A 23,045-nucleotide genomic window follows, 5' to 3' on the forward strand; every position below is an offset into this window, starting at 1 on the left:
GCGTCAGCCCGCCGCGCCGGCCGCGCCGACGCAGGCCTCGTTGCCCTCGGGGTCGGCCAGCACCCACAGGGCCGGGGCGTGCTCGTCCGTCACCACCCGGCCGCCGGCGGCGATCGCGGCGGCGACCCGCTGCTCCGCGACGTCGTACGGCACCCACACGTCCACGTGCACCCGGTTGCGCTGCGGCCGGGGCTCGTCCATCTGCTGGAAGTAGAACGGCGCGCCGCGGCGGGCCGGGTCGATCAGGTCCTCGGGGCTGCCGGCCCGGTCGCGGTAGCCGAGCAGCGCGCGCCAGAAGGCGACCACGGTGGGCATTTCGAGGGCGTCCAGGGTGACCTGCACGGTCTGCACCGCGTGCGGTTCGGCGACCGCGCCGAACGCGCGGGCGGCCGCGGAGATCCGCCGGGCCAGCTCGATGTGGCGCTCCGTCAGCCCGTAGAGCTCGTCGGTGGCGGCGATCAGCCGGACGGTGACGCCCTCGGGCCGCAGGTCGATGTCCGGCGCGCCGAAGCCGTCCACGGCGGTGGCGATCGCGGCCACCAGCCGGGCGCCGTCGGCGAAGGAGCCGGTGCGGAAGAACGTGCACGCCCCCTCGCCCAGGACCCGCCAGTCCTCCGTGCCGGGCGCGGCGTGGAACGCCAACGGCCGGATCCTGCTGTCGGTCCCCACCTGAAGCTGATCATCAGTCATCCGGGCAGGGTAGCGCCGGAGTCCGACAGCGTGATCAGCGGGCCGCGGTCCAGGCCAGCAGGTGGTCGACCGACCAGGCGGTGAGGATCCGCTCGGCGTCCAGGCCCAGCGCGGCGGCGCGTTCGCAGCCGGTGATCTGCCAGTCGAGCTGGCCGGGGGCGTGCGCGTCGGTGTCGATGGTGAACAGGCAGCCGAGGTCGACGGCGAGGGTCAGCAGGTCGTCCGGCGGGTCCAGGCGGTCGGGGCGGCAGTTGATCTCCACGGCGGTGTCGTGCTCCCGGCAGGCGGTGAAGACCGCCTCCGCGTCGAACTCGGACTGCGGGCGCGGCTTTCCGCCGAGCCGCCGCCCGGTGCAGTGGCCGAGCACGTCGACCAGCGGGTTACGGACGGCCGCCAGCATCCGACGGGTCATCGCGGCGCTGTCCATCCGCAGCTTGGAGTGCACCGAGGCGACCACCACGTCCAGCCGGCCGAGCAGTTCCTCGTCCTGGTCGAGCGAGCCGTCGTCGAGGATGTCGCACTCGATGCCAGAGAGCAGCCGGAACGGGGTGAGCCGGCCGTTCAGGTCCTCGATCACGTCGAGCTGTTCGCGCAGCCGCTCGGCGCTCAGACCATTGGCGACCGTCAGGCGCGGCGAGTGGTCGGTGAGCACGGCCCAGCGGTGGCCGAGGGCACGGGCGGTGCGCGCCATCAGTTCGATCGGGGCGCCTCCGTCGGACCAGTCCGAGTGCAGGTGGCAGTCGCCCTGGAGCTTCTCGCGCAGCCGGAGCCCGGCCGTGGACGGCGCGGGCCCGGCGGCGGCCCGGGCCTCGGCCTCCAGCAGGTACTGCGGGGTGCGTCCCGCCGTCGCGTCGGCGATCACCCGGGCGGTGACGGGCCCGACGCCCGGGAGGCGCTCGGCGGTGGCGACGTCGACCGGCCCGGCGGGCAGCCCGGTGGCGGCTTCGGCGGCGGTGCGGAACGCCTTGACCCGGTACGGGGAGGCGAGTTCACGTTCCAGCAGGAAGGCGATGCGTTCCAGGGCGGTGACCGGATCCATGCGGCCAGTCTGCGCGGGGCCGCAGGGGGTCGCATGCGGGCCGCAGCCGGACGGCAGCGACGGCAGCGGCGGCAGCGACGGCACGAATGGACGACCGGGGCGCCGGTGATCTGCGTGAAACCCTTGTTGACACTCTGTCTCATTGGTTTACTCCTCCTGGAGCCCCTGCCCCCGCGACCTCCGGAGCCCGCCCATGCCCGACACCACGGCCCCCACCGGAACCATCGCCCAGCAGCGCAACGCCGACCGCGAACTCAACGCCGCCCGCCTGCTGCGCGCCTCCGCCAAGCACTCCTTCGACCCGCTCACCGAGATCGACTGGACCGCCCCCGTCGACCCCGACCACTACGCGCTGCCCGCCCACCGCGTCGCCCTGTACGGCACCCCGCTCTGGGAACGCCTCGACGAACGGCAGCGGGCGCAGCTGAGCGTCCACCAGTTCGCGTCCACCACGGCGGCCGGCATCTGGTTCGAACTGGTCCTGATGGAAGGTCTGATCCGCCACGTCTACGAGAACGACCTGACCACCGGCCACGCCCAGTACGCGCTGACCGAGGTCGCCGACGAGTGCCGGCACTCCACCATGTTCGCCCGCTACATCACCGCGACCGGCTACCCGTCCGCCCGCCCCACCAAGCGCGCGGACCGGCTCGGGCGGCTGCACTTCCTGCTCAACGACACCACGATGACCTTCGCCGGGGCGATCTTCGTCGAGGAGTTCACGGACGCGATGCAGCGGGAGATGATCCGCGACGAGAGCCTGCAGCCGCTGGCCCGCTCGGTCGCCCGCATACACGTCGTCGAGGAAGCCCGGCACATCGGCTACGCCAAGCCCGAACTCGAACGCCGCTGGGCCCGGATGCACCCCGCCCGCCGCGCCGTCTTCCGCCGTGCCCTCGCGACCCTGGCCCGCCAGTCCGTCGCCGAGATCGTCCACCCCCGCGTCTACACCCTCGCCGGCCTCGACCCCATCGAGGCCCGCCGCGCCGCCGCCACCAACCCGCACTGGCGCCAGGCCCGCATCGACTGGTCCCGCAAGGCCCTCGACTTCTTCGCCGACCTCGGCATCGTCACCCCGGCGACGGCCCGCGCGTGGCGCCGCGGGTCGCTGCTCCCCTGACCCTGTCCACGGCCCTCCGCCTGCCCGAGCAGGAGATCTCTATGCTGGTGCGTCTGTGCCCACGGCGGCAGGAGACAGCCGGCCGCGGATCGATGCGGGCACTCCGGAGGGGGAGCGGGAATGACTGCCGCGCGAAAGTTCGCCGACGCCGAATCGCTGACCCCAGTGATACGGGAGGTCTTCGGTACCGACCGCCGCGTCACCGGAGTCGACCGGCTGCTCAAGGGAAGCAAGAAGGGCGTCTACCGGGTCATGCTGGACGACGCCACGAGCACGGTCGTCTATGTCTGGAACGCTGACGAGGACTTCTGGGACGGGCTGCTCCCGGACGGCCACGACGACCCGTCGAACCCGTTCGCCCACGCCTCCGGTCTCGACTTCCTCGAGGGTGCCACCCGCCGGCTGGAGGCGGTCGGAGCCCGTTCGCCGCGACTGATGCTCGCCGATCGCAGCAAGAACCTGTACCCGGCCGACATCGCCGTCGCGGAGGACATCCGCGGCGGAACGCTGGAGGCCCTGCTGGAACGCGATCCGGACGCCGGCCGACGCACGCTCGCCCAGCTCTCCGACATGCTGCGGCGCATGCACGCCCACCGTGCGCCGGCCTTCGGGCGGGTGGCGTGGATCGACGGCGGGGGCGCACCGCCGGACGGGAGCTGCGAGCAGACGTACTTCGAGCGGGCGCTGGTGAACATCGCCACCGCCGTGTCCCGTGACGTCCGCGCGGCCGAGGGCGAGGCCGTGCTGACGGAGAAGCTCCGCGTCCTGCACGCGGCACTCGAGCCGCGTGCGGAGTTCGGCGTGGTCCACGGCGAACTGTGCGCGGAACACACGCTCGTCGGGCCGGACGGGGAACCCGTCCTCATCGACATCGAGGGCCTGATGTACACCGACATCGAGGTGGAGCACTGCTGGATGCGGATGCGTTTCGGCCCGCACTACGAGGCGCTCCGCAACCCGGACCTCGACCCGCGGCGCATGACTTACTACCAGTACGTCATGCACCTGGACCTGGTCGGCGGCCCGCTGCGCATCGCCGACGGCGACTTCCCGAACCGGCAGTGGATGCTCGACGTGGCGGACTACCACCTGCGGAAGGCGCTCGCCTACCGGGCCTGAGTCGGCCGCGAGTCCTCCCTCCGCCCGCCCCGGCCGCCCGCAGGGCATCCGCCCCCACTCCACCTCCCTCCGGCCACCCACACCGCAACCTCCACCCACGGCCGCCCGCAGGGCAATCCTCCTCCGCCCCACCAGCCGCGCGCAGCGCACTCCCCCATCCCCCGACCGCCCGCACCGCGCCCCCGCCGGTCGGCAACCCGCAGGGTGCGGTGGGCTGGTCCCGGCGCGGGTCCTGGCGGAGGATTCGTTGCGTGAGCGACGATGCGGCGGGTGTGGCCGGCGGGATTCGGCTGGGGACTGGGCGTGGGCGGTGGGTCGTCGCGGCGACGGCGCTCGGGTCCGGGATGGCGTTGCTGGACGGCACGGTGGTGAACGTCGCGCTGCCGCGGATCGGTGAGGATCTGGGGGCGAGTCTCGCCTCGCTCCAGTGGACGATCAACGCCTACATGCTGACGCTCGCCGCGCTGATCCTGCTGGGCGGTTCGCTCGGTGACCGTTTCGGCCGGCGCCGGGTGTTCCTGATCGGGGTGTGCTGGTTCGCGCTGGCCTCCGCGGGGTGCGCGGCGGCACCGACGGTGGAGGTGCTGATCCTGGCCCGGGCGTTGCAGGGCATTGGTGGCGCGCTGTTGACGCCGGGTTCGCTGGCGATGCTTCAGGCGGTGTTCCACGAGGACGACCGGGCGGGTGCGGTGGGCGCGTGGTCGGGTTTCGGCGGCGTCGCGGCGGCGGTCGGGCCGTTCCTCGGTGGCTGGCTGGTGGACGGCCCGGGCTGGCGGTGGATCTTCCTGCTCAATCTGCCGCTGGCGGCGGTCGTGGTGGCGGTGACGGTGCGCCATGTCCCGGAGACCCGCGACCCGGACGAGCAGGGCCGGTTCGACGTGCTGGGTGCGCTGCTCGCGGCGCTCTCCCTGGCGGGGATCACGTACGCGTTGACGGAGGCGGGTTCCGGTCTGACGCCGGCGGCGGCCCTCGCGGGGCTGGCGGGTCTCGCGCTGGCCGCCGCGTTCATTCTGGTCGAGCACCGTTCGGCGAATCCGATGCTGCCGCTGTCCCTGTTCCGGTCCCGGCTGTTCACGGTGGTCAACCTGGTCACGCTGTGCGTGTACGCGGCGTTCAGCGGGGTGTTCCTGCTGCTGACGGTGCAGTTGCAGATCGTCGCCGGGTTCACGCCGCTGCTGTCGGGGGTGGCGCTGGTCCCGATCACGGTGCTGATGCTGCTGTTCTCGGGGCGGGCGGGCCAGTTCGGCCGTGCGGTCGGGCCGCGGATCCCGCTCACCGCGGGCCCGCTGCTGGTGGCGTGCGGCGTGCTGCTGATGCTGCGGATCGGCCCGAACGCGAACTACTGGCTGGACGTGCTGCCCGCCGTGACCGTCCAGGGCGCGGGCATGACCCTACTGGTCGCCCCGCTCACCGCGACCGTCCTCGCCGCCGTCGACGTCCGCCGCGCGGGCATCGCGTCCGGCGTGAACAACGCGGCCGCCCGCGCCGCGGGCCTGTTCGCCGTCGCGGCGATCCCGCCACTGGCCGGTCTGAGCGGTGAGGCGTACCGGATCCCGTCCGAGGTGGACAGCGCTTTCCGGACGTCCATGCTGATCTGCGCGGGGCTGCTCGCCGCCGGCGCCGCGATCGCCTTCACCACCATCCGCTCCGACGCCCTCGCCCCGCCCCACCCCGTCGCCGAGCCCGACTGCGACTGGTACTGCTCCCCGACCTCCCCGCCGATCCATCCGAACCACGAGGAGGCCTGACGGCGCGTCGCCCGAGGCCGTTACTTCAGGACGGCGGTCACGGTGGGAATCGGCATCGTGTGGGGCCCCGTCGGCCCGGGGGTCGGCACTCCGGTCGGCTGTTGCGGTGCCGTCGTCGTCGGATCGGGGTGGACGGGGGGCTTGATCGGTACCCCGGTGGGCGCGGGCTTCTGCGTGACCGGTGTTCCGGTGGGCGTGGGCGCCTTCGTGGTGCCGCTGGGAGCCGGCATGGTCGTGCCGATGGGTCCCGGCCCCGGAGGCGTCGTCGTCGGCCCCGGGCCCGGTGAGGTCTCGACGTACCCCCAGCTGACGTCGATGGGGCCGCCCTTGGGGTCACCGCCGAGCGCCACGAAAGCCCCGAGCGACAGATCGAGGTCGTGGAGCGGCATGCCGGCGGGCCCGCGGTCGAGGACGGTCGCGACGATCGACGTCCCGCCGTGCTGGATCCGGACCGACTGGAAGCAGTGCGGCGTCGAGTATCCGTTGCCGAACTCGGCGGGGCTCAGTGCCACCACCAGGTCGCCCGGCACCGATGACTGGCCACAAGCACCGAGACCCACGGGGTAGTGCGTCGCCCGTCCCGTGTAGGCGGCGCTGGGCGAGGCCGTCGCCAGCGTGATGCCGCCGGCGAGCAGCAGCGCAGCCGCTCCGGTCTTCGCCGTTCGTGCCCTCATGAACTCCTCTTCTCTGCCGGCCCGCGCCGATCGGCGCCGGTGGGCACCACGCTCGCAGCCCCCGCTCACGCCTGACTCACGTTCGGCGTGCGCGGGCCTGGTCAGCGGCGTGCCGCCCGGTCGTCGCACGCGCCGAAGCCCCGAAGAGCACCTGCGGGTGCAGGGCCCTCCGGGGCTTCGCGAAGGCGGCGGGGCGGCAGCGTCAGAGAATGTCGCCCGGCGCGTACTTGGCGGCCTCCGGGTGGGCGGCGGCCACGGCCTCGATGCGGCGGACGAGTTCGCCGACCTGGGCGGCGGCGGCGCCGGTGAAGGAGAGGCGGTCGGCGAGGAGTGCGTCGATCGCGTCGTGGTCGAGCGGGATCCGGGTGTCGGCGGCGAGCGCCGGCACCAGGGTGTTCTCGCGGGCGCCCTCGCGCATCGCCAGCGCGGCGGCGACGGCGTGCTCCTTGATGACCTCGTGCGCGGTCTCCCGGCCGACGCCGGCCCGGACGGCCGCCATCAGGACCTTGGTGGTGGCCAGGAACGGCAGGTAGCGGTCGAGTTCGGCCTCGATGACGGCGGGGAAGGCGCCGAACTCGTCGAGGACGGTGAGGAAGGTCTCCAGCAGGCCGTCGAAGGCGAAGAACGCGTCCGGCAGCGCGACCCGGCGGACCACGGAGCAGGAGACGTCGCCCTCGTTCCACTGGTCGCCGCCGAGCTCGGCGGTCATCGAGGCGTAGCCGCGCAGGATGACGGCGAGGCCGTTGACGCGCTCGCAGGAGCGGGTGTTCATCTTGTGCGGCATCGCCGAGGAGCCGACCTGGCCGGCCTTGAAGCCCTCGGTGACCAGCTCGTGGCCGGCCATCAGGCGGATGGTCTTGGCGATGCTGGACGGGCCGGCGGAGAGCTGGACCAGGGTGGAGACCACGTCGTAGTCGAGCGAGCGCGGGTAGACCTGGCCGACCGAGGTGAAGACGTTGTCGAAGCCGAGGTGGCCGGCGACCCGGCGCTCCAGCTCGGCGAGCTTGTCGGCGTCGCCGCCGAGCAGGTCGAGCATGTCCTGGGAGGTGCCGACGGGGCCCTTGACGCCGCGCAGCGGGTAGCGGGCGATCAGCTCTTCGAGGCGGGCGAAGGCGACCAGGACCTCGTCCGCGGCGGTCGCGAAGCGCTTGCCGAGGGTGGTGGCCTGGGCGGCGACGTTGTGCGAACGGCCGGCCATCACGAGCTCGCCGTACTGGGCGGAGAGGCGGCCGAGGCGGACCAGGACGGCGACGGTGCGGTCGCGGACGTGCTCCAGCGACTGGCGGATCTGCAGCTGCTCGACGTTCTCGGTGAGGTCACGCGAGGTCATGCCCTTGTGGATCTGCTCGTGCCCGGCGAGTTCGGAGAACTCCTCGATGCGGGCCTTCACGTCGTGCCGGGTGACCTTCTCGCGGGCGGCGATGGACGCCAGGTCGACCTGGTCGACGACGCGCTCGTAGTCGGCGATCGCGGTGGCCGGCACCTCGATGCCGAGGTCCTGCTGGGCCTTCAGGACGGCCAGCCACAGGTGGCGCTCGAGGACCACCTTGTGCTCGGGGGACCACAGCTGGGCCAGGGTCGCCGAGGCGTACCGGGAGGCCAGGACATTGGGGATCTTGGGCTTCGCGCTCACGCTTCGCAAGCCTAACAGTCGAGGTCAGGAGGTCGTGCAGCGCATCCGGTGTACGGGTGGACGGACGGCCGGGTAGCATGGCCGGTTATCACCGGATTGACGCTCGACTAAAAAACTCCCTCAGTGCAAGGATATCACGTTGACCGAACAGATGGCAAGCGACGCCGTCCTCACGGCCGAACTCCGCACCGAGCAACGCCGGTTGACGGAGCTGTACGCCCGCCTCGACATCCTGCGCGAGCAGGCCCGCACCGCCCTCGAGCAGGCCGGCGCCGAGCACACCGGACCGGGCGGTACCCGGCAGGCCCGGCTGGAGCAGGAGGTGGTGCTCGCCGAACGCACCCGCCGGCTGGCCCGGCTGACGGCCGTCGAGCGCGGCCTGTGCTTCGGCCGGATCGACGGCCTCGACGGCACGGTCCGCCACCTCGGCCGGATCGGCCTGCTGGACGAGGAGTTCGAACCACTGCTGCTGGACTGGCGGGCCCCGGCCGCCCGCCCGTTCTACACCGCGAGCGCCGCCGACCCGGCCGGCCTGCTGCGCCGCCGTCATCTGCGCACCCACCGGCGGGAGGTGGTCGGCCTGGACGACGAGGCGTTCGACCTGGACGCGCTCGGGGACGACGGCCGGCGCACCCTGGTCGGCGAGGCGGCGCTGCTGGCCGAGCTGCGCCGGGCCCGGACGGGGCGGATGCGCGAGGTGGTGGCGACCATCCAGGCCGAGCAGGACCGGGTGATCCGCTCGGGGCTGCACGGCGCGGTGGTGGTGCACGGCGGTCCCGGCACCGGCAAGACGGTGGCCGCGCTGCACCGGGCCGCGTACCTGCTGTACATCCACCGGGAGGTGCTGGAGCGGCGCGGCGTGCTGGTGATCGGCCCGAACCGGGCGTTCCTGCGCTACATCGAGCAGGTGCTGCCCTCGCTCGGTGAGACGGAGGTGCTGCTGCGCACCCTCGGCGAGCTGTTCCCGGGGGTGCGCGCGGTTGACGCGGACCAACCGGAAACCGCTTTCCTGAAGGGTTCGCCGAAGATGGCGGACGTCCTCGCCGAGGCGGTGCGCCTGCACCAGCGGCTGCCCGCCGGGGACGGCCGGATCGAGGCGCTCGACCTGCCGCTCCCCCGCCGGCTGCTGGCCGCGGCCCGGGAGCACGCCCGCGGCCTGCGGCTGCCGCACAACGCGGCCCGCGCCGAGTTCCTGCGCGCCGCCCTGAACGGCCTGGCCCGCACCCGCGCCGACGCGATCGGCCGCCCGTGGGACGAGGAGGAGGCCCGGTACGCGCCCGGCGAACTGTGGGCCGAGCCGGAGGTCCGGGCCGCCCTGGACGCGCTGTGGCCACTGCTGACCCCGCACCGGCTGGTCGAGTCGCTGCTCGCCGACCCGGAGCGCCTCGCCCCGTCCCTCTCCCCCGCCGAGCGCACCGCCCTGCGCCGGGCGCCCGGCGCGCCGTGGACGGTGGAGGACGTCCCGCTGCTGGACGAGGCCGCCGAACTGCTCGGCAGCGACGGCGCGGAGCAGCGCCGGGCCGCCGCCGAGCAGGGCCGGGCCCGGGCCGACGCCGAGGCGTACGCCCGCGGGGTACTGCAAGTGACCGACCAGGAGGGCGAGTTGGACGCGGCGGCACTGGCCGAGCGGCATGCCGACGCGGGGCCGTACCGCTCGACGGCGGAGCGGGCCGCGGCGGACCGGGAGTGGACGTTCGGGCATGTGGTGGTGGACGAGGCGCAGGAGTTGTCGGCGCTGGCCTGGCGGATGGTGATGCGGCGGATCCCGACCCGTTCGCTGACGGTGGTCGGCGATCTGGCGCAGACCTCCTCGGCGGCGGGCGCGCACGACTGGCAGCAGATGCTGGGCCGCTACCTGGGCACCCGCTGGCGGGAGGAGCGGTTGAACGTCAACTACCGCACCCCGGCCCCGATCATGGCGGTGGCCGCGGCGGTGCTGGCGGCGGTCGATCCGGCGGCGCGGGCCCCGGAGTCGGTGCGGGCGGACGGCGAGGCGCCGCGGGCCGTGCCGGTCGAGGACTACCGGGCTCAGCTGCCGGCCCTGCTGGCGCAGGACGGGCCGGGCACCACGGGTCTGGTGGTGCCGGACCGGCGGCTGGCCGAGCTGGCGCATCTGGGGGCGCTGACTGCCGTGCAGTGCAAGGGACTTGAGTTCGACGCGGTGGTGGTGGCCGATCCGGCGGCGATCCTGGCGCAGTCCCCGCGCGGCGGCCACGACCTGTACGTGGCGCTGACCCGGGCCACCCGCCGGCTGACCGTCGCCCACCACGGCCCGCTGCCGGAGCCGCTGCGGGCGGCCTTCTCGAACACCGGCCGGGCGGAAATGGGGTGATCGGGACAGGCCGGGCGGGTTAGGGTCCCGCCATGACGACTCGTACGTTCCGGATCATGGTGCGCGGTTCCTTCGACGCCCTCACGCCCGAGCAGCACGCCGAGCTGACCGCCGCGGCGGCCGAACACGACGTGCTGCAGGCGAAGTTCACCGACGAGGGGCATCTGACGTACGACCTGTCGGCGCGTCCGTTCTTCACCTTCCGGTTCCTGGAGTACGGGGAGGCGGAGGAGGACATCGTGGCGGCCTCGGTGCGGGCCGAGACGGCGGCGGAGCTGTGGCTGACGGACCGGGGGTACGGCTACAAGAACCTGAAGTCGCAGGCGCAGGACATGTCCTTGGCGGCGGTGGGCGCCCGGGGCAAGCAGGAGGCCCGAAAGAAGAGCTGACGTCAGAACAGCGTGTCCTGCTCGGCGGCGGGGCGGGCCCGGGGCAGCAGGGTGAGGCCGTCGCAGCTGTCGGCGGCCTCGGCGTGCAGGGTCCAGCCGGTGAGCAGGCGGGTGTCGAGGAGCAGCGGGGGGCCGGCCGGCGGGTCGAGGAAGAGGTGGCCGCCGATCGGGCGGCGCAGTCGTCCGGTCAGGCGGGCGCCGTCGCTGAGTGCTTTGACCTGCTGGTACTGCTCGGGGGCGCCGGCGGTAAGGCCGTACAGCTCGACCTGGTCGGTGACGGGATGGTCGGGCAGCAGGGTGACGGGGTGCTCGGCCAGGAGTTGGTGGGCGCGGGTGCGGCCGGCGGTGAGTTCGGCGTGCCGGTCGGCGGGGGTGGGCAGCGTCCACCAGGCGGGGTACTTGGCGGCGGCGGGGATCCGTTCGCGGGCCAGTTTGGCGTGGGCGACGGCGAGTTCGGCGCGGCGGACGGCGGGCAGCGGTCCGCGGGCGAGGAACGTCCAGGTGAGGGCGGCCTGTTCGAGCAGCCGGACGGTGCCGCGTTCTTCGGCGGTGAGGCCGATCTTGAGCAGGCCGGGGCCGAACCAGGCGAGGTAGAGCCGGTAGGTGCGGCCGTCGTCGAGGATGCGGTCGCGGGCGAGTTGCAGGCCGCGGTCGGCGCTCTGGCAGCTGGGGCACTGGGTGGTGGTGCCGTCGGGTTCGATGTGCGCGTGGTGCGGGCACGGGCGGTGGCCGCGGGCGGTGGTGGCGCCGGTGCATTGGCGGGGGCCGGCGATCCGCCAGGCGACGGGGAGGCCGTCGGTGAGCGGCCGGGTGTGGCTGGTGCGGCCGTCGGTGGCGGTGAGGCGGGGTGCGCCGTCGTGCCAGCGAAGGCCGGTGGAGGTCCATCCGTTCGCCTGGTGCATCCGGTGAGCGTAGGGCATGCGACGGACAGTCAGGGGCGCAGCAGGGGCAGGACCTGTTGGCAGAGCCGGGACAGGGCGGTGCGCTGCTCGGCGTCGAGGCTGTCGAAGGCGTGGCGGGCGCGGGTCATGTCGTCGCGGATCCGGTCGAGGACGGCGCGGCCGTCGTCGGTGATGGTGACGATCTTGACGCGGCGGTCGGCGGCGGCGGCTTCGCGGCGGGCCAGGCCGAGTGCTTCGAGGCGGTCGACGATGCCGGTGACGTTGGAGGCGTCGCAGCCGAGGCGTCCGGCGAGGGCGCGCATCGGGACGGGTTCGAGGACGGCTTTGAGTGCTTTGGCCTGCGAGGAGTTGAGCCCGTGGCGGGCCGCGGCGGCGGCGAAGTCCTGGAAGTAGGCCGCGCCGACCGCGGCGACCTGCTCCATGAGTTCGGGGGTGGTGGGTGCGGCGGTGCCGGTGCCTGTGGTGCTGCCCATGGCGGTCAGGGTACGCCCATCGTTTCAGTGCCTCAAGTATTGAACGAGGCAAGTAGTCGGGAGGTCCGGAAGCGAGGCAGGCGGTCAGAGGACCAGACGGTCGAACAGATGGTGGAGTTCCGCGGCCGGGTCGGTGGTCAGGCCGGTGTGCACGGGGCCGGGCTGGACGACGGCGCTGCGCGGGGCGGTGAGCCAGCGGAAGCGCTGTCCGGGGCTGTCGGCGGCGGCCGGTCCGGCGGCTTCGCCGCCCGCGCAGATCGCTTCGATGCCGCGCAGGGCGCGCCGCACGCCGGCCACGTCGGCGACGGCGTCGAGGGCGAGCAGCCGGCCCTGGTCGAGGTGGGTGCGGGCGCCGAGGTAGCCGGAGTCGCGGCAGTACAGCAGGACGCCGATGTTGACGCACTCGCCGCGTTCGACCCGGGGGACGGCGCGGATCAGCGCGTACTCGTAGTCCTTGGGGTGCTGGTCCATCAGGCGTCCACCTCCGGGAGCCAGTCGCGGGGCCCGGCGAGGCGGGCGGTGAGCTGCGCGGTGTAGGCGGCGCGGACGTCGTCGGGGGTGTCGAAGCCGGGTTCGTCGGTGAGCCACACGTCGGGGATCGCGGCGACGGCGGCGGGCAGCGCGGTCTCGGCGAGGGCGGCGAGTTCGGCGTCGACCTTCGGCAGGTGGCCGACGGCGTGCCGCAGGGCGTGGTCGGAGGCGTCGTACGGCTTGCGGCGCCAGGCCTCGGCGCGCGACCAGCTGTGGTGGAAGATCAGGCTGGCGCCGTGGTCGATGAGCCGCAGGCCGCCGGTGGCGACCAGCAGGTTGGGGTTGCGCCAGGACCGGTCGACGTTGCCGATCAGGGCGTCGAACCAGAGCACCCGGGCGGCGGTGTCGGTGTCGGTCTCGAAGCACAGCGGGTCGAAGTTGAGCGCCCCGGACACGAACGCCATGCCGAGGTTGGCGCCGCCGCTGGCCCGCATCTGGTCCTGGATCTGCACCTCGGGCTCGCTGCGGGCGAGCACCGGGTCGAGGTCGACCAGGGCGAGTTCCGGTACCGGCAGGCCGAGCCCGCGGCCCAGTTCGCCGGCCAGCACTTCGGCCACCAGCGCCTTGCGGCCCTGGGCCGCACCGACCCATTTCAGCACGTACATCCGGCGGTCGTCGGCCTCGATCAGGCCGGGCATCGAACCGCCTTCGCGCAGCGGCGTCGCGTAGCGGACGGCCGTCACCTCGGAGAGCATCCCGACAGCCTAGCGGCCCTCACGGGCGGCTCCGGCCGGGCAGGGGGCCGCGACCGGTTGGAGATGCACCCGCCGTTGCCCCGTGCGAGTGTGGCCAACAGTCGTCCTTAGTCAGTCACGGACCCGCAAACCCAGGGGATGAACGATGGAACGACCTCGGATCCTGATCGTCGGCGGCGGCTTCGCCGGGCTGGAGTGCGCGCGCCGTCTGGAGCGCAAGCTCGCCCCTTCCGAGGCGGAGATCTCGCTCGTCACGCCGTTCAGTTACCAGCTGTACCTGCCGCTGCTTCCGCATGTCGCGGCCGGGGTGCTGACCCCGCAGTCGGTGGCGATCTCGCTGCGGCGCTCACTGCGGCGCACCCACATAGTCCCGGGCGGGGCGATCGGCATCGATCCGCGTTCCCGGGTCGCGGTGGTCCGCAAGATCACCGACGAGGTGGTGGCGGAGAAGTACGACTACCTGGTGCTGTCGCCGGGCAGCGTCACCCGGACCTTCGACATCCCCGGCCTGCCGGACTACGCGCGCGGCATGAAGACGCTCGCCGAGGCCACGTACATCCGCGACCACGTGATCGCCCAGCTCGACCTGGCGTCCGCGTCGATGGACGAGAACGAGCGGGCCTCGCGCCTCCAGTTCGTGGTGGTCGGCGGCGGGTACGCGGGCACCGAGACGGCGGCCTGCCTGCAGCGGCTGACCACGGCGGCCATCAAGCGCTACCCGCGGCTGGACCCGGACCTGATCAAGTGGCATCTGATCGACATCGCGCCGAAGCTGATGCCGGAGCTGGGCGACAAGCTCGGCCAGACCGCGATGGAGATCCTCACCCGCCGCGGCGTGGACGTCTCACTGGGTGTGTCGGTCGCGGAGGTCGGCGCGGAGACGGTGAAGTTCACCGACGGCCGCACCCTGCCGTGTCGGACGCTGATCTGGACGGCGGGCGTGGCCGCGTCGCCGCTGATCGGCACGCTGGACGCGGAGACGGTGCGCGGGCGCCTGGCGGTGACGGCGGAGATGCGGGTGCCGCAGTTCGAGGGCATGTTCGCGCTCGGTGACGCCGCCGCGGTACCGGACCTCGCCAAGGGCGACGGCGCGGTGTGCCCGCCGACCGCGCAGCACTCGGCGCGGCAGGGCCGGCAGCTCGCGGACAACCTGGTGGCGGCGCTGCGCAACCAGCCGCTGCAGCCGTACTTCCACAAGGACCTGGGCCTGGTGGTGGACCTCGGCGGCAAGGACGCGGTGTCCAAGCCGCTGGGTGTCGAACTGCACGGCCTGCCCGCCCAGTTGGTGGCGCGCGGCTACCACGTGATGGCGATGCGCACCAACAGCGCGAAGTACCGCACCAGCGCGAACTGGCTGCTGAACGCCACCGCCGGCGACGACTTCGTCCGCACCGGCTTCCTGGCCCGCCAGCCCGCCCGGCTGCGCGACTTCGAGTACACCGACGCCTACCTCTCCCGCGACCAGGTCCGCGAACACGCCCAGGCCCTGCTGGCCAAAGGCTGACGCCTTCCGGTGCGGGTGAAGCCCCCGTTCTCGAACGGGGGCTTCGTCACACGGTGTACGGGTACAGCTCGGCGTACTCGCGCGGGACGGAGAGCTCCAGCGGGCCGGGAGGGTGGCCGGGCAGATCCAGCAGGACCAGGCTGTCGCCGATCCGCAGCGCCGCCTCGCCGTCGAACTCGCCCACCAGCACGAGCAGTTCGCCGTCCACCCGGACCTCGGGACCGGGCCCGGCGGCGGGGCGGACCGCGGCGTGCTCCTCGTCGACCGTCCACTCCACGAAGTACGGCCCGGGCGGGTCGGCCGGGCCGCCGCGCCAGCGGGCGACGGCCGGGCCGTGCGGGGTCGCCACCTCGGCGAACCCGGCGCGCAGCCTCCGGAGCTCGATCCGCATCAGGTCACCCGCGACCCGTGGGTCGGGCCGCGCAGCGCGTCGGCGATGGCGGCGGCCAGGGCGGGGGCCTCGGCGGGGGCGAGGGCGGCGATGCCGATCCGGATCGCGGGCGGGGAGCCGAGGCGGAAGCGGGAGCCGGGGGCGACCACCCAGCCGCGGTGCAGCAGGGCCGCGGAGACGGCGGTCTCGTCGGGGACGGGCACCCAGACGTTGACGCCGCTCTCGCCGTGGGCGCGGACGCCGTGCGCGGCGAGCGCGGTGAGCAGCGCGTCGCGCCGGGCCCGGTAGGCGGCGGCGACCGCGGCGGCGGGGGCGGCGTCGGTGCGGCGCAGTTCGACGACGGCGCGTTGCAGCAGGTGGCTGACCCAGCCGGCGTCCAGGCGCTGGCGGCCGAGGACCCGGGCGACGGTGTCGGCGTCGCCGGTGAGGACGGCGACCCGCAGGTCGGGGCCGAGTGCCTTGGCGGCGGAGCGGATCAGTGCCCAGTGGGTGACGGTGGTGCCGCCGCGGCCGTCGGAGGCGAGCGACTGGAAGGGCTGGTCGACCATGCCGTGGCCGTGGTCGTCCTCGATCAGCACGGTGTGCGGGCGGGCGGCGAGGACGGTGCGCAGCGCGGCGGCCCGGGCGGGGGTGAGGGCGGCGCCGGTGGGGTTCTGGGCGCGGCTGGTGACGACGAGGGCGCGGGCGCCGGCGTCGAGTGCGGCGGCGACGGCGTCGGGGAGCGGGCCTTCGTCGTCGACGGGGACGCCGACGGTGCGCAGGCCGAGGGCGGGGACGAGGTCGAGGACGCTGCCCCAGCCCGGGTCCTCGACGGCGACGGTGTCGCCGGTGCGCAGGGTGGCGGCGAGGACGCGGCCGATGCTGTCCAACGCGCCGGAGCAGACGGCGAGTTCGCCGTCGGGGGCGCCGTCGGCGCGGAATTCGGCGCGGAAGCCGTCGAGGAGTTCGGGTTCGGCGACGGGTTCGCCGTACAGGACGGTGGGGCCGGCCGCGGCGGCGGCGAGGGCGGGGCCGAGCGGGGGCAGCAGCGCGGGGTCGGGGTTGCCGGCGGACAGGTCGCGGGCGCCGGGCGGGACGGGCAGCCGGGCCTCGTCGCGGGGGGTGGTGGCGGGCCGGGGTCGGACCCGGCTGCCGCGCCGGCCGGCGGTCTCGATGACGCCGCGTTCGCGCAGCAGGCGGTAGGCGGCGGCCACCGTGTTGGGGTTGACGCCGAGCTCGCCGGCCAGGTCGCGCAGCGGCGGCAGGGCGGCTCCGGGTGCCAACTGGCCTTCGGCGACGGCGCGTTCGACGTCGGCGGCGATATCGCTGGCCCGCCGACCCGTGATCCGATATTCTCCTAGCACAAACGCAAGTGTGCACTAGTACATTGAGGTTGTCATGCCGGACACGCCCAAGGACACCTACGCCCGGAACTCTCTCACCACCCCCACCCGGGACAAGGAGCGGGCCGACTGGGACCGGGACGCGGTGCACGCCGTCCTGGACGCCGGATACCTGTGCCACCTGGGCTTCGTCCGGGACGGCGCGCCGGTCGTGCTGCCCACGCTGTACGCGCGGGTCGGCGAGCGGCTGTACATCCACGGCTCCACCGGCAGCCGCCCGCTGCGCGGCGCGCGCGGCGAGCAGGGCCTGGCGGTGTGCGTGACGGTGACGCACCTGGACGGCCTGGTGCTGGCGAAGTCGGCGTTCAACCACTCCGTCAACTACCGCTCGGTGGTGGCGCACGGCACCGCGCACCAGGTCACCGACCCCGAGGAGCTGCGGATCGCGCTGGACGCGATCGTCGAGCAGGCGATACCGGGACGCGCCGCCGACTGCCGGCCGGGCAACCCGAAGGAGCTGGCGGCGACGGCGGTGATCCGGCTGGAGCTGGACCAGGTCTCGGCGAAGACCCGCACCGGCGACGTGATCGACGACGAGGAGGACCTCGACCTGCCGTACTGGGCGGGCGTGGTGCCCGTCGCCCCGGTCTACGGCACGCCGGTGGCCTCCCCGCACTCGGACCTGCCGCTGCCCGGGTACCTGGCCGGCCCGGCATGCTGATCCGCAGCTGGGACCGGGGCACCGACCGGGAGTGGCAGGAGTGGCTGGCCGCCGGGCGGGACTTCGGCACGCTGGCCGCCAACGGCCCCGACGGCCCGGTCCTGGTCCCCACCCACTTCCTGCTGGACGCCGGAGCGGACGAGATCCTGCTGCACCTGGCCGCCCCCAACCCACTGTTCGCGGCGGTGCGCGCCGACCCGCACGTCACACTGGCGGTCACCGACGACTACGCGTTCGCGCCGGGCCGCTGGCGCGACGCCCCGTACACGCCGACCAGCTACTACGCCTCGGTGCAGTTCTCCTGCACCGCCGAGATCGTGGACGACCCGGCGGGCAAGGCGGAGATCCTCAACCGGCAGCTGGCGCACTTCCAGCCCGAGAACCACGAGGACCGGGTGACCGTCGGCGCGGCGCCGTACGGCCCGCAGCTGACCGGCTTGCGCGGGCTGCGGCTGACGGTGCGCCGGGTGCGGGCGAAGTTCAAGTACGACGACAAGAAGCCGGTGGAGCTCCAGTTGGAGATCGCCGAACGGCTGGCCGAACGCCACGCGGCGACCGGCAACCCGCAGGACGCGGCGGCCCGGGCGCAGCTGCTGCGGCGGCGCACCCGCCGTCCCGCGCTCGGCCCTTCGTCGGACTGACAGCTCATTGGTTCCGGGCGTGTCGAAGCCGCGCCACGGGGTAGCCGCTGGTCGAATTACCTCCGGATAGATCCGCCCCAACCGGACGGATCGTCACGTAGGGAGAAGAGCACTGGCTACCCACTCCTCCGCCGTCCGGGACGAGCACCTCGGCCATGTGGTGTTCATCTCCGCCGCCGCCGCGATGGGCGGCTTCCTGTTCGGCTACGACAGTGCGGTGATCAACGGCGCGGTCACCGGCATCCAGAAGCACTTCGGCGTCGGCAACGGCGAGACCGCGTTCGTGGTGGCGATCGCGCTGCTGGGCTCGGCGGCCGGCGCGGTGGTCGCCGGGTGGCTGGCCGACCACATGGGCCGGGTGCGGACCATGCTGCTGGCCGCGACACTGTTCGCGATCAGCGGCATCGGGTCGATGTTCCCGCCCACCATCGAGGTGCTGGGGGTGTGGCGCGTGCTCGGCGGCATCGCGATCGGCATCGCCTCGGTGATCGCCCCGACCTACATCGCGGAGGTCGCGCCGACCGCGTACCGGGGCCGGCTGGCCTCGTTCCAGCAGATGGCGATCGTGCTCGGCATCACCGTCTCGCAGCTCGCCAACTGGGCGCTCAACCAGGCCGCGGGCGGCGAGTCCACCAACCATCTGGCCGGCATCCAGGCCTGGCAGTGGATGCTCGGCGTGGAGGCCGTGCCCGCCCTGGTGTACGGCCTGATGGCGCTGTCCATCCCGGAGTCGCCGCGCTACCTGATCGCCGACGGGCGCGAGGATCAGGCCCGCAAGGTGCTGGTCGAGGTGGAGGGCGAGGGCATCGACCTGGACGCCCGGGTCGCGGAGATCCGCCGGGTGCTGGACACCCGCCGCAAGCCGCGGCTCACCGACCTGCTCGGCGGGCGCTTCGGGCTGCTGCCGATCGTCTGGGTCGGCATCGGCGCCTCGGCGTTCCAGCAGTTCGTCGGCATCAACGTGATCTTCTACTACTCGTCGTTCCTGTGGCAGTCGGTCGGCATCAACGAGTCCAACTCGCTGCTGATCTCGCTGTCCACCTCGATCGTCAACGTCATCGGCACGGTGGTCGCGATGGCGCTGGTCGACCGGATCGGCCGCAAGCCGCTGGCGCTGGCCGGCTCCGCGGGCATGGCGCTCTCGCTCGGGCTGGCCGCCTGGGCGTTCTCCTACCGGCACGGCACCGGCGACACCGCCACCCTGGCGAACACGTACGCGACGACCGCGCTGGTCGCCGCGCACGTCTTCGTGTTCTGCTTCGCGTTCTCCTGGGGCGTGGTGGTGTGGGTGCTGCTCGGCGAGATGTTCCCGAACACCATCCGGGCGCTCGCCCTGTCGGTCGCCGCGTCCGCGCAGTGGATCGCCAACTGGGCGATCACCGTCTCCTTCCCGACCCTCTCGGACTGGAACCTGTCCGCGACGTACGTGATCTACGCCTGCTTCGCCCTGCTGTCGATCCCGTTCGTGGCCTTCTGCATCAAGGAGACCAAGGGCAAGGCACTGGAAGAGATGGGCTGAACTCCCGCTGACACACCGCCAGCGTGCCGTTGAAGCAAGCGAGTTCGCGCCTAGAGTGCCAGACGAAACTTCCTGCCCGCCGCCGCGCGCGGCCACCTTGACGGAGAGCCATGGGTGCTGCCCGCCAGAACGTCAGCTTCGCCGGCCGCTCCGGCCGGACCGTGCACGGCTACCTGGCGGTGCCGCCCGCCGGGGTCGGTCCCGGAGTCCTGGTGATCCAGGAGTGGTGGGGGCTGACCCGGCACATCGCCGAACTCACCGACCGGCTGGCCGCCGAGGGCTTCCTCGCGCTCGCGCCCGACCTGTACGGCGGCACCGTCACCCACGACCGGGAGGCCGCCGCCCGGATGAAGCACGAACTGCCCGCCGCGCGGGTCGCGGAGGAACTCGACGCGGCCGTCACCCACCTGCTCGCCCACCCGGGGTCGGTCGGCGACGCGGTCGGCGTGGTCGGTCTCTGCATGGGCGGCGGCCTCGCCCTGCGGCTCGCCGCCCACGAGGGCGACCGGGTCGCCGCCGTCGTCCCGTTCTACGGCCTGCCCGGCGACCCCGAGTACGACTACCGCGGCCTGACCGCCCACGTCCTCGGCCACTTCGGCGAACAGGACGCCTCGCTGCCCGCCGCGCTGGTCGACGAGGCCGCCATCCGGATCGGCGAGGCCACCGGCCGCCGCCCCGAGATCCACTTCTACCCGGCCGGCCACGCCTTCATGAACGACGAGAAGACCCCCAGCAGCTACGACCCCCTGCAGGCCGCCATCGCCTGGCGCCGCACCCTCACCTTCCTCTGGGCGCACCTCGGCTGAGCCGGGCGCACCTCGGCTGACGAAAAACGCCGGCCAGGGCGGTGCGGCGGGTGGTAGCTCTGGCGGATGCTGATCGGGGAGAAGATCCTGCTGCGGGCCCGGCACGAGAGCGATGTCGCCGTCCTGCACGAGGAGTTGTACGAGGACGTCGCGATGCGCACCCGCACGGACGGGCGGCCCTGGCGGCCGTTGCCCGTCGAGGCGTCGCCGTTCCGGGCGACGGGGGCCGAGGAGCCGGCGGTGTTCTCGGTGGTGGAGCGCGCCGGCGGTGAACTCGCCGGCGCCGCCGTGCTGTGGGGCGTCAACACGCACCACCGCTCCGCCCACCTCGGGATGTCCCTGCGGCCGGGTGTCCGCGGGCGCGGCTTCGGGACGGACGTGGTGCGGGTGCTGTGCCGGTACGGGTTCGAGGTGCGCGGCCTGCACCGCCTCCAGGTGGACACGCTGGCGGACAACGCGGCGATGATCGGCGCCGCCGAGCGGGCCGGGTTCCGCGTCGAGGGGACGCTGCGCGGGGCCGCGTGGGTGTCGGGGCGGTTCGTCGACGAGGTGCTGCTGGGGATGCTCGCGGCGGACTGGACGCCCTGAAATTCGTTGGACAGGGCGGTGGTTGGCGGTCCATCGTCTGGAAGTGCGAATCACCTATCCGGCGTGGGCCGGTCGAAACTACCGGGTCCAGACCGCCGCCACGGTGGTCAGCGGGCTGGGCAACGCCGCCGCGCCGATCGCCACCGCGTTCGCCGTGCTGGGCGCGGGCTGGCACGCCACCGAGGTCGGCTATGTGACGGCGGCGCGGACGGTGCCGCTGGTGGCGCTGATGCTGATCGGCGGGGCGGTGGCCGACCGCTGGCCGCGGCATGTGGTGATGGTGGGCGCCAATGTGTTCAACGCGGTGTCGCAGGCGGTGCTGGCCGCGCTGGTGCTGATGGGGCATCCGCCGCTGTGGGCGCTGCTGGTGCTGTCGGCGGCGGGCGGCGCGGGGCAGGCGTTCTACACCCCGGCCGCCGAGGGCGTGATCCTGCAGGCGGTGCCGGCCGAGCACGCGTCCAAGGCGCTGTCGGTGTTCAAGATGGGCGTGAACGGCGCGCAGATCGCGGGCGCCGCGCTCGGCGGCCTGCTGGCCGCGCTGCTCGGACCGGGCTGGGTGCTGGCGGGGGACGCGCTCTGTTTCGCGGTGGCGGCGCTGATGCGCTCCGGTCTGACGCAGGTCGGCGAGCGGCGCGAGTCCGGGCCCAGCCTGGTGCACGAACTGCGGGTCGGCTGGCGGGAGTTCGTCTCGCGCCGCTGGCTGTGGGCGATCGTCGTGCAGTTCTCCCTGATGAACGCCTGCGTGCTGGCCGTGGAGACGGTGTACGGGCCGGTGATCGCCGAACAGCGGATGGGCGGCGCCGCGGCGTGGGGCACCGCGATGGCCGCGCTCAGCGTCGGCATGGTGGCGAGCGCGGTGCTGATGGCCCGCTGGCAGCCGCGCCGGATCCTGCTGGTCGGCAACGGCGGCGTGTTCCTGTTCGGCCTGCCCGCGCTGGTGCTGGCGCTCGGCCTGCCGCTGGTGCCCGTCGTGGTGGCGATGTTCCTGTCGGGTGTCGGCGTCACGGTGTTCGTGGTGGGCTGGCTGGTGGCGCTCCGTCAGGAGATCCCGGAGGAACTGCTGTCGCGGATCTCCGCGTACGACGCCTTCGGTTCCTTCGCGCTGATGCCGGCGGGCACCGCGCTGGCCGGCCCGGCGGCGAAGCTGCTGGGTCAGTCCGGCGCGCTGTGGGCCTGCGCGTTGACGTGCCTGGGCCTGGCCGCGGCGGTGCTACTGGTGCCGGAGGTACGGCAGTTGGAGCGCACCGTGCCCGAGGCGCGCGGCAACGTACCGCAGCCGGAGCCGGCCACGTCCGGGTGACGCGGGAGTTGACCTGCAACCCCCCGGGGCCCGGATGTCGTCCAGTCCCTGACTGACCTTGACCCGGGGAAGGGACCCGCATGGGCAAACCGCTGCTGTACCTTGACGTCGACGGGGTGCTGAACCCGGTGTTCCCGCACCCCGAGGAAGACTTCGACTCCCATACGCTGCTCGGCTATTCGGTGCTGCTGTCACCACGCCACGGCGAGTGGCTTCGCGAACTGGCCGACCACTACGACCTGGTGTGGGCGACCACCTGGGAGTTCGAGGCCAATGAGTACATCTCGCCCTTGCTGGGCCTGCCCGAGCTCCCGGTGGTGAAGTTCACCGGCTACGTGCCGCAGCCGGGCGATCCGCGGGTGCCGCTGATGGAGCTGTTCTCGGCGTTCAAGTGGGCGCCGCTGCTGCGCTACGCCGAGGGCCGCCCGTTCGCGTGGGTGGACGACTGCATCCCGCCGCGGCTGGTGCGCCGCAGCCTGCTGCGCGCGGACCGGCTGCTGATGCCGATCGACCCGGCGCAGGGCCTGCAACGCGAGCACGTGGACCGGCTGTTGCGCCGTCCCCCGTCGCGGGCCTGGCTCAGCCGTCGGACGGGCTGACCTCGGACGTGGGGAGCGGTTCGCCGACCTCGACCCAGACGTGCTCCCAGCGGGCGGTGCGGGCGTGGCCGAAGCGGTCGCCGTGGCGCAGGACCCGCAGCAGCGCCAACGTCTGGGTGCCGTCCGGGCGTTCGGCGATCTTCACGCTGACCTTGGTGGTGCCCTTCGTGCGGCCGCGCTCCACCAATGGCGGCCGGCCGGTGAGCTTGTGCAGGGCGTCCGCGATGCGGCGGGCGCGGTCCCGGTCGCCGTGCCAGCCCTGCTGCCCGCCCATGGCCGCTCCCCGCTCCCCTGCCGGGCGGCGCACCG

General features: G+C 73.4%; 24 protein-coding genes. 13 read left to right on the forward strand and 11 right to left on the reverse strand.

The window, feature by feature from the left end:
• Nucleotides 1-3: 3 nt before the first annotated feature.
• Together ACFYS8_RS00370 and ACFYS8_RS00375 are read right to left on the reverse strand one after the other, a co-directional pair.
• On the reverse strand, nucleotides 4-690 hold the full coding sequence (locus tag ACFYS8_RS00370; RefSeq protein ID WP_387633746.1) for a VOC family protein: 687 nt from the start codon (nucleotides 688-690) through the stop codon (nucleotides 4-6).
• A gap of 34 nt (nucleotides 691-724) precedes the next feature.
• Nucleotides 725-1,729: a PHP domain-containing protein gene (locus ACFYS8_RS00375; protein ID WP_387633748.1), complete on the reverse strand. Its 1,005-nt coding sequence runs from the start codon at nucleotides 1,727-1,729 to the stop codon at nucleotides 725-727.
• Between the two features lie 193 nt (nucleotides 1,730-1,922).
• On the opposite strand from ACFYS8_RS00375, the gene ACFYS8_RS00380 reads away from it, so the two are divergent.
• From ACFYS8_RS00380 to ACFYS8_RS00390, 3 genes are all read left to right on the forward strand, one after another.
• A complete protein-coding gene (locus ACFYS8_RS00380; protein ID WP_387633750.1) occupies nucleotides 1,923-2,849 on the forward strand; it encodes a diiron oxygenase in 927 nt (308 codons plus the stop codon).
• Between the two features lie 120 nt (nucleotides 2,850-2,969).
• Nucleotides 2,970-3,968, forward strand: a complete 999-nt coding sequence (locus tag ACFYS8_RS00385; protein WP_387633752.1) for a phosphotransferase — start codon at nucleotides 2,970-2,972, stop codon at nucleotides 3,966-3,968.
• Between the two features lie 251 nt (nucleotides 3,969-4,219).
• The gene (locus ACFYS8_RS00390; RefSeq protein WP_387633754.1) at nucleotides 4,220-5,716 is read left to right on the forward strand and encodes an MFS transporter; all 1,497 of its coding nucleotides are present in this window, start codon (nucleotides 4,220-4,222) and stop codon (nucleotides 5,714-5,716) included.
• 20 nt (nucleotides 5,717-5,736) lie between these two features.
• Here ACFYS8_RS00390 and ACFYS8_RS00395 read toward each other — a convergent pair whose 3' ends face one another.
• Together ACFYS8_RS00395 and purB are read right to left on the reverse strand one after the other, a co-directional pair.
• Complete coding sequence (locus ACFYS8_RS00395; RefSeq protein WP_387633756.1) at nucleotides 5,737-6,390, reverse strand: hypothetical protein; 654 nt, start codon at nucleotides 6,388-6,390, stop codon at nucleotides 5,737-5,739.
• Between the two features lie 202 nt (nucleotides 6,391-6,592).
• A complete protein-coding gene (gene purB, locus ACFYS8_RS00400) occupies nucleotides 6,593-8,032 on the reverse strand; it encodes an adenylosuccinate lyase (RefSeq protein ID WP_387633758.1) in 1,440 nt (479 codons plus the stop codon).
• Nucleotides 8,033-8,162: 130 nt separating this feature from the next.
• Here purB and ACFYS8_RS00405 point away from each other — a divergent pair, with 130 nt between their 5' ends.
• Both ACFYS8_RS00405 and ACFYS8_RS00410 read left to right on the forward strand, forming a co-directional pair.
• Nucleotides 8,163-10,355: a HelD family protein gene (locus ACFYS8_RS00405; RefSeq protein WP_387633760.1), complete on the forward strand. Its 2,193-nt coding sequence runs from the start codon at nucleotides 8,163-8,165 to the stop codon at nucleotides 10,353-10,355.
• Between the two features lie 32 nt (nucleotides 10,356-10,387).
• A complete protein-coding gene (locus ACFYS8_RS00410) occupies nucleotides 10,388-10,744 on the forward strand; it encodes a DUF6204 family protein (protein ID WP_387633762.1) in 357 nt (118 codons plus the stop codon).
• Nucleotides 10,745-10,746: 2 nt separating this feature from the next.
• On the opposite strand, the gene ACFYS8_RS00415 is transcribed toward ACFYS8_RS00410, so the two are convergent.
• The 4 genes from ACFYS8_RS00415 to ACFYS8_RS00430 all read right to left on the reverse strand — a co-directional run bounded on the left by ACFYS8_RS00415 (nucleotide 10,747) and on the right by ACFYS8_RS00430 (nucleotide 13,345).
• The gene (locus ACFYS8_RS00415) at nucleotides 10,747-11,664 is read right to left on the reverse strand and encodes a DUF2797 domain-containing protein (RefSeq protein ID WP_387633764.1); all 918 of its coding nucleotides are present in this window, start codon (nucleotides 11,662-11,664) and stop codon (nucleotides 10,747-10,749) included.
• Between the two features lie 11 nt (nucleotides 11,665-11,675).
• Nucleotides 11,676-12,119, reverse strand: coding sequence for a MarR family winged helix-turn-helix transcriptional regulator (locus ACFYS8_RS00420; protein ID WP_387633766.1), 444 nt, complete (start codon nucleotides 12,117-12,119; stop codon nucleotides 11,676-11,678).
• Between the two features lie 84 nt (nucleotides 12,120-12,203).
• Complete coding sequence (locus ACFYS8_RS00425; RefSeq protein ID WP_387636758.1) at nucleotides 12,204-12,593, reverse strand: DUF3037 domain-containing protein; 390 nt, start codon at nucleotides 12,591-12,593, stop codon at nucleotides 12,204-12,206.
• Nucleotides 12,590-13,345: a HipA family kinase gene (locus ACFYS8_RS00430; protein WP_387633768.1), complete on the reverse strand. Its 756-nt coding sequence runs from the start codon at nucleotides 13,343-13,345 to the stop codon at nucleotides 12,590-12,592. Before ACFYS8_RS00430 ends, ACFYS8_RS00425 begins: the two co-directional genes overlap by 4 nt.
• A 145-nt stretch (nucleotides 13,346-13,490) precedes the next feature.
• Here ACFYS8_RS00430 and ACFYS8_RS00435 point away from each other — a divergent pair, with 145 nt between their 5' ends.
• Nucleotides 13,491-14,849 carry an NAD(P)/FAD-dependent oxidoreductase gene (locus ACFYS8_RS00435; protein ID WP_387633770.1) on the forward strand — a complete coding sequence of 453 codons (1,359 nt, stop codon included), beginning with the start codon at nucleotides 13,491-13,493 and terminating at the stop codon, nucleotides 14,847-14,849.
• A gap of 46 nt (nucleotides 14,850-14,895) precedes the next feature.
• Here the strand turns inward: ACFYS8_RS00435 and ACFYS8_RS00440 are convergent, their stop codons facing one another.
• Together ACFYS8_RS00440 and ACFYS8_RS00445 are read right to left on the reverse strand one after the other, a co-directional pair.
• Nucleotides 14,896-15,240, reverse strand: a complete 345-nt coding sequence (locus ACFYS8_RS00440; RefSeq protein ID WP_387633772.1) for a hypothetical protein — start codon at nucleotides 15,238-15,240, stop codon at nucleotides 14,896-14,898.
• Complete coding sequence (locus ACFYS8_RS00445; RefSeq protein ID WP_387633774.1) at nucleotides 15,240-16,583, reverse strand: aminotransferase class I/II-fold pyridoxal phosphate-dependent enzyme; 1,344 nt, start codon at nucleotides 16,581-16,583, stop codon at nucleotides 15,240-15,242. The genes ACFYS8_RS00440 and ACFYS8_RS00445 overlap by 1 nt, the downstream gene beginning before the upstream one ends.
• 34 nt (nucleotides 16,584-16,617) lie before the next feature.
• Between ACFYS8_RS00445 and ACFYS8_RS00450 the strand changes: the two genes are divergently transcribed.
• The 7 genes from ACFYS8_RS00450 to ACFYS8_RS00480 all read left to right on the forward strand — a co-directional run bounded on the left by ACFYS8_RS00450 (nucleotide 16,618) and on the right by ACFYS8_RS00480 (nucleotide 22,736).
• Nucleotides 16,618-17,283, forward strand: coding sequence for a pyridoxamine 5'-phosphate oxidase family protein (locus tag ACFYS8_RS00450; RefSeq protein WP_387633776.1), 666 nt, complete (start codon nucleotides 16,618-16,620; stop codon nucleotides 17,281-17,283).
• Complete coding sequence (locus ACFYS8_RS00455; RefSeq protein WP_387633778.1) at nucleotides 17,277-17,924, forward strand: FMN-binding negative transcriptional regulator; 648 nt, start codon at nucleotides 17,277-17,279, stop codon at nucleotides 17,922-17,924. The genes ACFYS8_RS00450 and ACFYS8_RS00455 overlap by 7 nt, the downstream gene beginning before the upstream one ends.
• Before the next feature lie 157 nt (nucleotides 17,925-18,081).
• Entirely contained in the window at nucleotides 18,082-19,443 is a 1,362-nt protein-coding gene (locus tag ACFYS8_RS00460) for a sugar porter family MFS transporter (protein ID WP_387633780.1), read from the forward strand.
• A gap of 110 nt (nucleotides 19,444-19,553) precedes the next feature.
• On the forward strand, nucleotides 19,554-20,249 hold the full coding sequence (locus ACFYS8_RS00465; RefSeq protein ID WP_387633782.1) for a dienelactone hydrolase family protein: 696 nt from the start codon (nucleotides 19,554-19,556) through the stop codon (nucleotides 20,247-20,249).
• A gap of 66 nt (nucleotides 20,250-20,315) precedes the next feature.
• Nucleotides 20,316-20,837 carry a GNAT family N-acetyltransferase gene (locus tag ACFYS8_RS00470; RefSeq protein ID WP_387633784.1) on the forward strand — a complete coding sequence of 174 codons (522 nt, stop codon included), beginning with the start codon at nucleotides 20,316-20,318 and terminating at the stop codon, nucleotides 20,835-20,837.
• Between the two features lie 43 nt (nucleotides 20,838-20,880).
• A complete protein-coding gene (locus ACFYS8_RS00475) occupies nucleotides 20,881-22,137 on the forward strand; it encodes an MFS transporter (protein WP_387633786.1) in 1,257 nt (418 codons plus the stop codon).
• 80 nt (nucleotides 22,138-22,217) lie between these two features.
• Complete coding sequence (locus tag ACFYS8_RS00480) at nucleotides 22,218-22,736, forward strand: HAD domain-containing protein (RefSeq protein WP_387633788.1); 519 nt, start codon at nucleotides 22,218-22,220, stop codon at nucleotides 22,734-22,736.
• On the opposite strand, the gene ACFYS8_RS00485 is transcribed toward ACFYS8_RS00480, so the two are convergent.
• Nucleotides 22,717-23,010 (reverse strand): hypothetical protein, encoded by a 294-nt coding sequence (locus ACFYS8_RS00485; protein ID WP_387633790.1) that lies wholly within the window; start codon nucleotides 23,008-23,010, stop codon nucleotides 22,717-22,719. The genes ACFYS8_RS00480 and ACFYS8_RS00485 overlap by 20 nt on opposite strands.
• Nucleotides 23,011-23,045: the final 35 nt, after the last annotated feature.

Origin of the sequence: Kitasatospora sp. NPDC004615, from assembly GCF_042873545.1 — a bacterium.
Lineage (GTDB): Bacteria > Actinomycetota > Actinomycetes > Streptomycetales > Streptomycetaceae > Kitasatospora.